This window comes from Thermosynechococcus sp. TG215 (genome assembly GCF_031583455.1).
Lineage (GTDB): Bacteria > Cyanobacteriota > Cyanobacteriia > Thermosynechococcales > Thermosynechococcaceae > Thermosynechococcus.
The window spans coordinates 205,892-217,969 of record NZ_CP134178.1 but is presented as its reverse complement, the minus strand read 5'-3'; the positions used below and the strand labels follow the sequence as shown (position 1 = coordinate 217,969).

Genomic DNA, 12,078 nt, shown 5'->3' with positions numbered 1-12,078 from the left:
CTAAAAGATTGATAAAAGTCAATGGATAGACAAAGGTCTTTTGATTCTATAAAAGCCGACCTCAAACCCCTTGCCGCTCAGAAATATAACCATATAATCAATAAATAGGAGCTTGCAGCGTTCGTTGCTGCTGCTTAAGTTCTGTTGTTATTCATAGATTCATAACGACTATGACTACAGTTCTGCAACGTCGTCAGACAGCGAATCTGTGGGAGCGTTTTTGCGATTGGATTACCAGCACAGAAAACCGCCTTTATATTGGCTGGTTTGGGGTGATCATGATCCCGACGCTCCTTGCCGCAACGATTTGCTTTGTCATTGCTTTTATTGCGGCACCCCCCGTGGATATTGATGGTATCCGTGAGCCTGTCTCTGGCTCCTTGCTCTATGGCAACAACCTCATTACAGCGGCAGTGGTGCCCTCCTCTAATGCCATTGGGCTACACCTCTACCCGATCTGGGATGCTGCTTCCCTCGATGAGTGGCTCTACAACGGTGGTCCTTATCAACTGATTGTTTTCCACTTCCTGATCGGCATTTTCTGCTACATGGGTCGGGAATGGGAACTCAGCTACCGTCTGGGGATGCGGCCTTGGATTCCCGTGGCCTTCTCAGCTCCCGTGGCAGCGGCAACGGCTGTGCTGTTGATCTACCCCATTGGTCAAGGCAGCTTTTCCGATGGCCTGATGCTGGGCATTTCCGGTACGTTTAACTTCATGATTGTGTTCCAAGCGGAGCACAACATCCTCATGCACCCCTTCCACATGCTGGGTGTGGCGGGTGTCTTTGGTGGTGCCCTGTTTGCCGCTATGCACGGTTCTCTGGTGACCTCCAGCCTGATCCGTGAAACCACCGAAACCGAATCCACCAACTATGGCTACAAGTTTGGTCAAGAGGAAGAAACCTACAACATCGTGGCAGCTCACGGTTACTTTGGTCGGCTGATCTTCCAATACGCCAGTTTCAACAATAGCCGCTCGCTGCACTTCTTCCTCGCTGCTTGGCCAGTGGTGGGCATCTGGTTTGCTGCCCTTGGCATTAGCACGATGGCCTTTAACCTCAATGGCTTCAACTTCAACCACTCCGTTGTGGATGCGCAAGGGAATGTCATCAATACTTGGGCCGACATCATCAACCGCGCCAACATTGGTATTGAGGTGATGCACGAACGCAATGCCCACAACTTCCCCCTCGACTTGGCAAGCGGTGAATCGGCTCCTGTGGCGATGATTGCCCCAAGCATTGAAGCCTAAACAGGTCGCTCCTAAACCGCTCTAGTGATAAGTCCAAATATCGCTCCCCACAGGGGGGGCTTTTTTTGTCGGGATTATTGGGCAGGGAGTTGATACTGATCAACAATTTTTTTGGCAAAGGCGGGCACGTGAGCGGCCAGTTTTTGGGGATAGTTGCGCCGCACATAGAGATAGTTGCGGGTGAAGTGGGAGTCAATGGAAAAGCGGGCATATTCAAGCCCTTTGGGACCAATGCGCTCAATTACTAGGCCGACCAGTTTCGCCGCCCACATGGGGAGCGTGACGCCTTTATCGTAGGCAGGAATGCTTTGTTGCACGGCAGCGTGGCGATCGCCGGCACTCGTAACAGGCTGAATGTCTAACTGATCGCGCACGAGGTCAAGCATTTCTTGGCCAAGCTCGTTGCGCACCACCAGCCACTGCCAACCAAAGGGGGCGCCCATGTAGCCCACGACCAGATCGGCAAGGCCATTCACGTAGTCAAAGCAACTCATGCAGGAGGGGGCAAAGACATCCTTGAGTTGATTGGTCTTGAGGCCAAAGAAGGGCACGGTTTCCGTGGAGCCGTCGCTGTGCTTGAAATGCACCCGAAAGTCTTGCATGAACTCGTAGTAAATGACGGTTGCGGGCGATCGGCTGGTGGTTTCTAGGAATTTTTGCAGACCGGCACGGGTGACATTGTCCACGCAGGGAGTGCCTAGGACGTAGAGCTTTTCAAGACCCAGTTTGTCCTGTACCGCTCGCAGCGCCTGAATTTGACAGCCAACCCCAATCACCAACAGCCGCCTGAGTCCAGATTGTTCCACCTGCTCGAGAACCGATAGATTGGGAGACAGGGTCGGTTTATTGACGCGAGCAGCGAGAATCTCTTCACGGCTGCGGGCAATCACGGGCTTGGGGGTAAAGCGATCGCTCTCGCTATTTTGAACGCAGACCACCCCTTCAACCCGCCCCGACTCCAGCATGGCAATGGCAATACTGCTGACGATGCCCGTCCACTGCGCCCCCGCAATGGGTTCGGTTTTGCGAGCCGCCATCATCTGCTGGTGAACGCCAAAGTAGCACTCATCCCAATTGTCAAGATCACGGGCACGGCCATGACTTTGCTGCTCGAGAGTCTCAAACTGCTGATTGAGGAAGGCACAGGCCTCTTTGACGTAGTGGATATAGTAGGTGTCGCAAAGACCACACTCGCTACAGAGGGCTTTGGCGGGGCGAGGGCTGCCGGGCTTGAGGGCACGGGCTTTTTGATGGGCAGCAGTCATGGGCACTTACTTCAGCAGTGAACGGGCGCGATCGCAAATCGCTTCGGGAGTGAGGCCATTGTAGGCCATGAGTTCGGCGGGGCTAGCCGTCGTTTCTCCCCGTTGCCAAGCCAAGACATCGCGGGGACAGGTGGCACGCAAAAGAATTGGCTCCAACAGTGCCGCAGGCCCGCCCGTGACTCCCAAAAGGGCATCACCACCAAAAAGTCGTTGGAAGGTGGCCTCATCGGCAAAGCCACCATCGGGTTCGGCACAGGTTTGCCAAGCCACATCCGTAGGCCGATATAGGCGGCGGGGGTTAATGACCGAGACAATGCGCACCCGATAGCCGAGCTGTTCCAACTGGGGTAGGGCACTATACACGGGCTGCAAAATCATATCCCCTAGCACCGCTAGCACCAATGTGGCACGACCACTAGCAGACTCGTAGAGGGTTACCGCGCCCTCATCAAGGGCCTGTTCGGTTTGGGCAAACGTGGTGCGCACCGGCAGCGGTGTTTTACTGGCAAAGATGGCAATCCCCTTGTTTTGTGCTGTGAGTGCCCAGCGGTAGCACACTTGAATGCTGTTGGCATCCGGCGGAAAGAGGACAAAGACATTGCCATTGCGCAATAGGGCAGCGTAGTAGGCTTCGATTTCTGGGCGTTGGTGCGTCCAGCCATTGCGCCCCTGCTCAAGGGCACCGGCGGTAAAGAGGGTTACTGTGGCTGGCGTCGGACGGCGCAGCTCTGCCATGGCTTGGGTGACGGTTTGCCAAATGGGGAGACCATTAATGGCAAAGGACTCATAGGAGCACCAAAGACTGCGGCTGCCCATCAAGCAAAGCCCTGCCGCTAGACCGGCACAGGCATCTTCGCTGAGGGGTTCATAGACTTGGCCATTGGGCACTTGATTGTAGAGGGGATCCGTGGTCGGGTGAATGATCTTCAGGGCTTGGTTGATGTTGCCAATGCCAGAGGCCTCATTGCCATCGGCATTCGTGACCAGATAGCGGCGATCGCGCTGTCCCACTTCTGCCACCATGCGCCCCATCGCCGTTGTGGCTACTTTGTTTTCCCCCAAGGCATAGGCCTCAAGGGAAATCTCCCCAAGGGGCGGTAAATCTAAGACCTGCTCAGTGACCACCACCTCTGCCGCAGGCCCACCGGCCGCAGCAACACAGTTTTGGCGCACCAGTTCCCAAGCAGCGGGAGACAGGGCACGGGCTTTCAGGGCATTGACAATATCGGGGTTGTCGAGGGTGTGCTGGGCATAGAGGTTATGGGATTTTGCCCCCTTGGCATGCACGCCGGCGCCTTTCAGTTGCTTGAGGATAAAGACCGTTAACTTGCCGGAGAGAGCCGATCGCGCCGCCTCCTGTACCCCCTTGAGCACCGCCTGCATGAAGGCCAATCGCTGACCAAAGGAAAAGAGCGTGCTATCAACGTAATCCCCCTCTTGGTCGCTATCATCAAAGTCCTTGGCATCCACCAGCACCACCTCTTGGAAGCCATTGCCGTGCCAGTAGGCCATCATTTCGGGATTGGTTTTGCGGGAGACCATGCTGTGGTGCTCTTGGCTAAAGCCATTCCACACGAGGACAGGCAGGAAGTTGGTGACCTCTGGGAAAGCCGTGTGGAAGTGGGCCATACTGCTCATGACGTAGGGTTCCCCCAGACCGCCATCGCCTAAGGTGAAGGGAAAGAGGGTCTGGCGGTGCAACCAAGCAGCGGCCATGGCAAAGTGCTGCCCCTGTCCGAGGGGGCCGGCGGGCGCTAGAATCCCCGGAATATAACCAGAGAGATGACCCAGAAGGCCATGTTTTTCGCGGAAGCGATCGCGCAGGTCTTGAACCGTATAAATGCCCATCTTTTCGAGGGAGCGATCCAAGAACATGGCGGCATAGAAGCCGGGGGCATGGTGCCCCACTTCCGTGATGATATTCTTGTGCCCCAACATCACTAGGGCGGCATAGGCTTCCGCTTGGCTGGCAAACCCGCCGGGGTGACCTGAGGCTTTACTGCCGGTCATCTGTAAGATCAGATAGCGGAGGGCATCGGCATAGAGCAGCGTTTGATAGGCGGCCTCGGTGGCGTCTAAGTCGGTAAGGGCAGGCTGTTGGGCATTCAGAAGCGGTGTTTGACCATAGCGATCCCAGTCTGGCCAATCGTCGCCAAAATACTGGATTCCTTCACAGAAACTGGGCACCGAAGTTACCGCTGTCATAGACCTTGACCCAACTGTTGACTGCACGCTTAGTCTCCTATCTTACAGGGGTGGGGGGCGCTCTCACGGCGGCTGGGGCAGGGAATCTCCTTGGAATGCAGGCATTGCGATGGATTGTGGCCATAGATTGATTTTTCTTGGGGAACGGGATTAACGATGGCATTGGTGATAGCGGGCGATCGCAGTGGTGTCGGCAAAACAACGGTTGCTTTGGCCTTGAATGCAGCCTTAACGGCACGGGGGCAGCGCGTCCAAACATTTAAGGTGGGGCCTGACTACATTGATCCCCTGTTTCACAGTGCTATCAGTGGCCGGCCTTGCCGTAACCTTGACGTGGTCTTGACCAGTGCTGACTATGTCCGCGCCTGTGTGGGCTATTACAGTCAGGGGATGGATGCAGTGCTCATTGAGGGAGTGATGGGGCTATTTGATGGCCGAGGGGGCAGCCATGAGGGCAGTACGGCACACATTGCCCAACTCTTGCAGGCTCCCATCCTACTGGTTTTGGATGTGCAAAAACAGGCAGCTTCCGTGGCGGCCTTGGTCTATGGCTTTTGCCACTATGATCCCTCCCTCCAGATTGCTGGCGTGGTCTTGAATCGGGTGGCCAGCGATCGCCATCGGCAAATGTTAGAAGCTGCCCTTGCCCCCCTTGGGGTGCCCATTCTCGGCATCATCTATCGCGATCAGGCCTTGGCACTCCCCAGTCGCCACCTCGGCTTAGTGCCGCCCCACGAATCAGGGGAATTTCAGCACCTCGGCGATCGCCTTGCCCATTTAGGAAACACCTGTTTTGACTGGGAGCGCCTCACGCCACTCCTTGCCCCAGCCCCCACCCCCGCAGCCCCCCCTTTTAGCGTTTCCCCCCTGACCCCAGTCACCCTTGGCGTTGCCCAAGATGCCGCCTTTCAGTTTTACTACACTGACACTCTTGATCTGCTCCACGCTTTAGGGGCAACGTTAATTCCGGTCTCACCCCTGCGGGATGCCCCCTTGCCCACCGGTCTACAGGGGTTGATCTTGGGGGGTGGCTTTCCAGAGGTGTTTGCCCCAGAGCTAGCGGCGAATCACTCGTTTCTTGAATCACTGCGGCAGGCCATTGAAGGGGGCTTAGCTCTCTATGCCGAGTGTGGTGGCCTCATGTACCTCAGCCAAGGCATCCAAACCTGCGAGGGACACTACTATCCTTTGGTGGGATACTTGCCGACGGTTGCCCGCATGGGTAAAAAACTCACCCTCGGCTATCGCCAAGCCACGGCTTTACAAACAACGGTGTGTCTGCGGGCAGGAGAGACGGTTCAAGGCCATGAATTTCACTATTCCTGTTTGAGTGTGCCGCCGCCAACGCCGCTGTGGCAATTGGACGGTCAAGCCGAGGGCTGGGGCAGTTCTCAACTCCACGCCAGTTATCTCCATCTCCATTGGGGCGGCCATCCACAGTGGGCGATTCGCTTTCTGCAGCAGGCAGCAAAGGTTGGATAATGCCACTCACGGCAACGTAATGTTTGCAGTATTTGAGGGCGCTCAATGCCGATGCGATACCGCTATAGCCTCTACGTTTGCCTTGGGGTACTTGTGACCCTCAGCGCCACTTTAGTGGCTTGGGCAACGGCGCCCTCCCAAAACTTGGCGTATTGGCAGCGGGTGATCCAACAACATCAGCAGCACCAGCAGGCGGTGGGTCAGCAGCGTCAACAACTCGAACGCCTTGAGGCAGCGGCGAGCGATCGCCTTGAGAGTTTGGAAACCAATGTGGACACAACAACGCAGCAATTAATGGCGGCCAGCGATCGCCTGCAAGCAGCGGAAAAACTGCTCAAAGACCTCAAGGAACAGCAACAAACCCTCAGCCAGCGCTACGAAGCCAGTGTGGCCGTGATTAGCGATCGCCTGCGGCGGCTCCAACGCTACCGCGAGATTCCCCAGTGGGCAATGGTCTTTGAGGCGGAAACCCTTAACGATTGGTTTGAGCAGCAGGGGCGTCTGCGTCAGGTCTATGAGCGCGATCGCCAGCACTTGGCCGCCTTGGTTCGCGATCGCCAGCGACTTCAGCAGCAGGAGCGACAAATTCAAGTGCAACAGCGCTTCATTCAAGCCCTACGCCAACAACTGCAACAGCAACAGGCCATCTATGAGCGCGAAGCTGCAAACCAACGGCAACTCATTGCTCGCCTACGGAGCGATCGCCAAGCCCTTGCCTCCATTGAAGCCCAACTCGCCCGTGATAGTGCCGCCATTCAGCAGCTCATTAACCAACGCCTCGGTTATGTCCCTAGGGGCGCCCCACCCCTTCCCCGCAGTGGTCGTCTTGCCTACCCCATTCAAGCACCGCTGACCAGTCCCTTTGGTTGGCGGATTCACCCAATTTTAGGCACACGGCGATTTCATGCTGGGGTGGATTTTGGGGCAGATTTTGGCACCCTCATCTTTGCTGCTGAAGCGGGCACCGTGATCTTTGCCGGTTGGTCAGGGGGCTACGGCCAAACCGTGATTTTGGATCATGGCGGCGGCATGACGACCCTCTATGCCCATGCCCAGCGATTGCTCGTACGAGAAGGTGAATTCGTGCAACAGGGGCAGCCCATTGCTGAAGTTGGCTCGACGGGACTCTCAACAGGCCCCCACCTCCACTTTGAAGTGCGCCTCAATGGCGAACCCAGCGATCCCTTGGCCTATCTTTAGGGGGTTGGCTGCCAAAAGACCCCAATGGCATTATTGACCCGCGTTGTTGTCACCGAATGGCGATCCACCAAGACCCCACCAATGTAGAGAGCCGTGGAACTGCCACCATCCAGATTGACGGCATTGATCAAGCCCAACTGCCGCACAATTTGTGCCCATTCGGCGAGGGTTGGCCCCATACCCCCAATACGGTTGTGGGTGGTGACCCAGACAATGCTGCCATCACTGCGGTTGCCCATGGCACTGCGGGGGGCTGCCTGCGCATCTAAACCTGCTCCAAATTGCTCCAGTGCCGCATTCAAGACCACTCGCCCCTGATCCACCAGTAGGGGACCTGCACCAACAATATTGGGAATGCTATTAAACACAGCGGGCACAGCCGTGGTTTCCAGTTGCACGGAAGCTCCCGGTGGGAAGTTGGCCAAGGCGGAATTAAAGTTACGCGCCACCAGTAGAAAGCCATCTGCGGGAATAGGAATCGCTTGATTGTTATGGATCGGTTGCTGCCCCACCACCTGCTGATTGCGCACCGTAATCACCACTTCGCTGCCCGTTTTCCCTTGGTAGCTCGCGCCCCAACTGGGGGTATAAAGGGCAAGACCGGCTTGGACATAGCCAGAATTGAACGTGACAATGGGCACCGTACCGGCCGGCGTCCTCACCCGCTGCTGCAAACTCAGGCGACCGACAACCATCTGGCCGCGATCGTCCCAGCCAATGGCACCGCGATTGAGAATCGGGCCTGAGAGCCAGTTGCCCTCACTGCGAATGGCCCCCAAGGGAGCTTGGCGATCGCGATTAAAGAATCCAGCATTAATGGCGGCGGCGGCTTGCCAGCGTTGAGCCAGTTCGGGCACCGTTGCTAAGCCCACCAAGGTTGTGGGGGTCATGCCGAGGGGACGCAGACGCAGCCCCGGCTGCTGAGGGTTAATGATCAGCAGATCCACAGGAAACTGACGACTGCCGAGGGTCACGGTTTGCTGTTGCCAACGTAGCCCCGGTGCCCATTGAATCGTACGCGGGGGGGGCGCATCCCTGCGAAAATCAATCACCAGACGCGGTGGATTGAGCAGCATTGAGGCCACTGGGCGAGCCGTGCCGGGAATTTGTGTTTCCAGTACTGTGCGATTGGGGGTAGCGGTAATTTTGACATTGGGAATCGTGGCCAATTGTCCCGTCGCCTCAATCGTCAGGCTGAGATCGCGAGGGGTAAGACCTGTGCGGCTAAAGGTGAGCCGATTCACTTGCCAAGGGGTGGGGCGGTCTAATTCAAAGACCCAGCGATCGCCCCACGGTTGTCGTCCCTGCCGCCAACTGAGAATCCGTGCCGGGGGGGTACTGATCTGGAGCGTATTCCCTTGGGGTTGCACCTGCCACTGATATTGCTCAATCCACGGTGTAATGTCCAAGTAGCGATACATGCCGTTGGGGCTAAAGCGCACCGCCAAGGGGCTAAATTGCGGCTGAAACCAAGCCACTGGTTGCTGAAACGGGTCTGTAGTATCCCCAAGGAGCACCCCCAAGCGATTGGCAAGGCCACCATCGCTAATCCCTGTGCGCAGTTGATTTTGGTTATCGCGCCACTGCTGCCAAGCCACGGGGTAGTCGCGGCCATTTAAGTTCAGGCGATCGCCTTGAATTTCCTGAGGTAATGCGATATTGGCGCTGGAGCTAGCGATCGCAAGTGCAATCCCACTGCCAACAACCCGAGAAGCCGATCTTGCCAACACGCTTAACGCCACACCCTGCCCACTGAAACTCTGCCAGTATAGTTGACCCCGTAGCGCTACAGATTGCTCCAGAGCAACAAGGATCAATTTTGGGCAACTCGGCTAGGCCTGATCTGAGGACGAGGACACCTCCTCTGGGGGCGGTGCCACTTGGGGCTGGAACTGGAAGAGAGAATACACGACATTGCGGCGAATCATCACCATCATGTCCAAGAACAATTCATAGCCCTCCCGTTTGTACTCCACCAAGGGATCCTCTTGACCATAGCCCCGTAGGCCGACCGACTCCCGCAGGGCATCCATTTGTTGTAGGTGCTCCCGCCACAGCAGGTCAATCTGTTGTAGGATAAAGAACCGCTCCGCTTGTCGCATCAGACCCGTTTGAATGCGCTCAATTTCTGCTTCTTTTTGCTCGTAGGCGGTGCGCACTTGCTCATGCAAAAACGCCTGCATCTCCGGTACGCTGAGATGAGCCAGATGCTCAGGGCGCAGATCCGACAGCAAATAGACAAATTCCTGTACTTTGGCCACCAAGCCCTCTAAATCCCATTCCTCTGGCGGCAGATCGGGATTGACATAGGCGGCAATGATGTCGTCCATGGTTTTTTCGGCGTACTCCAGCACCCGATCCTTGAGGTCTTCCCCTTCCAGCACCCGCCGCCGCTCAGCATAGATGGCACGCCGCTGGTTATTCATCACCTCGTCGTATTCAAAGACCTGCTTACGGATGTCATAGTAGTAGGTTTCCACTTTGCGCTGGGCATTTTCCAAGCTGCGGGTAAGGAGTCCCGACTCAATGGGCATATCCTCGTCAACGCGCAGGGCATTCATGATACTGGCGACGCGATCGCCCCCAAAGATGCGCAGTAGGTTATCCTCCAAGCTCAGGAAAAAGCGTGTGGATCCGGGGTCACCTTGGCGTCCTGCCCGTCCCCGCAACTGGTTGTCAATCCGCCGCGATTCATGGCGTTCTGTCCCAATCACGTGCAAACCACCGAGGGCGACCACTTCTTCATGTTCTTTCTTGGTGACCACCTCATATTCTTCGCGGATACGGTTAAAGGCATCCCGCAGGGCTTGAATCACAGGGTCTTGGGTCGGTGCTTTCTCCGAGGCGATCGCCAGCATATCCTCCGCCTGCAACTCCGGCAGACTGCGCTCACCATAGGTCTTGACCGCCACATCCACCGCATGGCGCAGCAGCTTTTCCGCCTCCTTACTAATTTCGCAGGGGAAGAGTCCCGGTGAGGCTTTCCAGTTTTTCTGCGCCGCCTGACTAAAGCCTTGGCCACCGCCGCGATCCATTTTCAGCCCCAATAGCATCATCGGGTCGTCACTGGGGGGCATGACAATGCGAGGCATAAAGTATTCCCGCACCTTGAGGCGTGCCATATAGTCGGCATTCCCCCCTAGGATAATGTCGGTGCCTCGGCCTGCCATGTTGGTTGAGATCGTCACTGCGCCCTTGCGGCCGGCTTGGGCAATGATCTCCGACTCTCGCTCCACATTTTCAGGTTTGGCATTCAGCAGGTTATGGGGAATGTCCAACTCCCGCAGCAGTTGCGACAGTAGCTCCGACTTTTCAACACTGGTGGTACCCACGAGCACTGGGCGACCCGTAGCATGAACCTCGGCACATTCAGAGGCCACGGCCAGCCATTTGCCCCGCTCCGTTTTATAGACCACATCGGGAAAGTCCCGCCGCTGGCTGGGGCGATTGGTCGGCACCACCGTCACTTCCAGCTTGTAAATTTTCTCAAATTCCGCCTCTTCCGTCTTGGCTGTCCCCGTCATCCCCGCCAACTTGGGATAGAGCAAAAAGAGATTTTGGTAGGTAATTGTGGCGAGGGTTTGGGACTCATTTTGAATCTCTAGGCCTTCCTTGGCTTCGATCGCCTGATGCAGGCCATCACTCCAGCGGCGACCCACCATGACTCGTCCCGTGAATTCATCGACAATCACCACTTCACCATTGCGGACGATGTAGTTCACATCCCGCTGGAAGAGTTCCTTGGCCTTGATGGCATTAAAGATATAGTGTGCCCAAGGGTCTTGGGGGTCATAGAGATCGCTCACCCCCAATAGTTTTTCAGCTTCGATAAACCCCTCATCGGTCATGAGGACATTACGAGCCTTTTCATCCACCTCGTAGTGCTCGTCCTTTTTCAGGAGGCGGGCAACTTCAGCCGCCTTGAGGTACTTCTCGGTGGGACGCTCCACTTGACCTGAAATAATCAGGGGCGTGCGGGCTTCGTCAATCAGTACCGAATCCACCTCGTCAATGATGCAGTAGTTGAAGGGACGCTGCACCACCTCAGCCATGGACGTAGCCATATTGTCCCGCAGGTAGTCAAAGCCAATTTCGCTGTTGGTGGCATAGGTGATATCGCAGGCATAGCTTTTCTGCCGCTCTTGGGGAGCCATGTGCTGCTGAATCAGCCCGACCGTCAGACCCAGAAAGCGATGCACCTGCCCCATCCATTCCGCATCCCGCCGTGCCAGATAGTCGTTGACTGTAACAATGTGCACCCCTTTCCCCGTCAGGGCATTCAGGTAGGCCGGCAGCGTGGCCACGAGGGTTTTCCCTTCCCCCGTTTTCATTTCGGCAATCTGGCCATCGTGGAGAATCATGCCACCGATGAGCTGGACATCAAAGTGGCGCATCCCCAGTACCCGTCGTGAGGCTTCGCGCACCACGGCAAAGGCCTCGGGCAGTAAATCATCGAGGGTCTCGCCATTGTCGAGTCGCTGCCGAAACTCAGCCGTTTTTGCCTGTAGCTCACTATCGCTGAGAGCCTGAACTTGTTCCTCCAGCAGGTTAATTTCGACCACAAGGGGCTGATACTTTTTAATCTTGCGCTGATTGGGATCGCCAAAGAGGGCTTTCAGCATGGGACGGGCACCATGGATACAAAGCTATACATTTTAATCGTATAGCAACTG

The 12,078-nt window shown here is 56.3% G+C and carries 7 protein-coding genes; 3 read left to right on the top strand and 4 right to left on the bottom strand.

The genetic code is table 11. From position 1 onward, the window contains the following. Positions 1 to 170 precede the first annotated feature (170 nt). On the top strand, positions 171 to 1,253 hold the full coding sequence (psbA, locus tag RHJ02_RS00975) for a photosystem II q(b) protein (RefSeq protein WP_206200676.1): 1,083 nt from the start codon (positions 171 to 173) through the stop codon (positions 1,251 to 1,253). Positions 1,254 to 1,327: 74 nt separating this feature from the next. Here the strand turns inward: psbA and RHJ02_RS00970 are convergent, their stop codons facing one another. Together RHJ02_RS00970 and RHJ02_RS00965 are read right to left on the bottom strand one after the other, a co-directional pair. Then, a complete protein-coding gene (locus RHJ02_RS00970; protein ID WP_206200675.1) occupies positions 1,328 to 2,518 on the bottom strand; it encodes a Coenzyme F420 hydrogenase/dehydrogenase, beta subunit C-terminal domain in 1,191 nt (396 codons plus the stop codon). 6 nt (positions 2,519 to 2,524) lie between these two features. Next, a complete protein-coding gene (locus tag RHJ02_RS00965) occupies positions 2,525 to 4,723 on the bottom strand; it encodes a phosphoketolase (RefSeq protein WP_206200674.1) in 2,199 nt (732 codons plus the stop codon). A gap of 156 nt (positions 4,724 to 4,879) precedes the next feature. On the opposite strand from RHJ02_RS00965, the gene RHJ02_RS00960 reads away from it, so the two are divergent. Beyond that, positions 4,880 to 6,205 carry a cobyrinate a,c-diamide synthase gene (locus RHJ02_RS00960; RefSeq protein ID WP_310800358.1) on the top strand — a complete coding sequence of 442 codons (1,326 nt, stop codon included), beginning with the start codon at positions 4,880 to 4,882 and terminating at the stop codon, positions 6,203 to 6,205. Positions 6,206 to 6,250: 45 nt separating this feature from the next. Continuing rightward, entirely contained in the window at positions 6,251 to 7,405 is a 1,155-nt protein-coding gene (locus RHJ02_RS00955) for a M23 family metallopeptidase (protein WP_206200672.1), read from the top strand. Here the strand turns inward: RHJ02_RS00955 and RHJ02_RS00950 are convergent. Then, complete coding sequence (locus tag RHJ02_RS00950) at positions 7,402 to 9,135, bottom strand: phosphodiester glycosidase family protein (protein WP_310800357.1); 1,734 nt, start codon at positions 9,133 to 9,135, stop codon at positions 7,402 to 7,404. The genes RHJ02_RS00955 and RHJ02_RS00950 overlap by 4 nt on opposite strands. Positions 9,136 to 9,237: 102 nt before the next feature. After that, complete coding sequence (gene secA / locus RHJ02_RS00945) at positions 9,238 to 12,027, bottom strand: preprotein translocase subunit SecA (protein WP_310743238.1); 2,790 nt, start codon at positions 12,025 to 12,027, stop codon at positions 9,238 to 9,240. Between the last annotated feature and the right edge of the window lie 51 nt (positions 12,028 to 12,078).

Excerpts from the sequence above, each read along its gene's own strand:
- psbA (WP_206200676.1), top strand. The coding sequence starts at position 171 with ATGACTACAGTTCTGCAACGTCGTCAGACAGCGAATCTGTGGGAGCGT.
- RHJ02_RS00970 (WP_206200675.1), bottom strand. The coding sequence starts at position 2,518 with ATGACTGCTGCCCATCAAAAAGCCCGTGCCCTCAAGCCCGGCAGCCCT.
- RHJ02_RS00965 (WP_206200674.1), bottom strand. The coding sequence starts at position 4,723 with ATGACAGCGGTAACTTCGGTGCCCAGTTTCTGTGAAGGAATCCAGTAT.
- RHJ02_RS00960 (WP_310800358.1), top strand. The coding sequence starts at position 4,880 with ATGGCATTGGTGATAGCGGGCGATCGCAGTGGTGTCGGCAAAACAACG.
- RHJ02_RS00955 (WP_206200672.1), top strand. The coding sequence starts at position 6,251 with ATGCCGATGCGATACCGCTATAGCCTCTACGTTTGCCTTGGGGTACTT.
- secA (WP_310743238.1), bottom strand. The coding sequence starts at position 12,027 with ATGCTGAAAGCCCTCTTTGGCGATCCCAATCAGCGCAAGATTAAAAAG.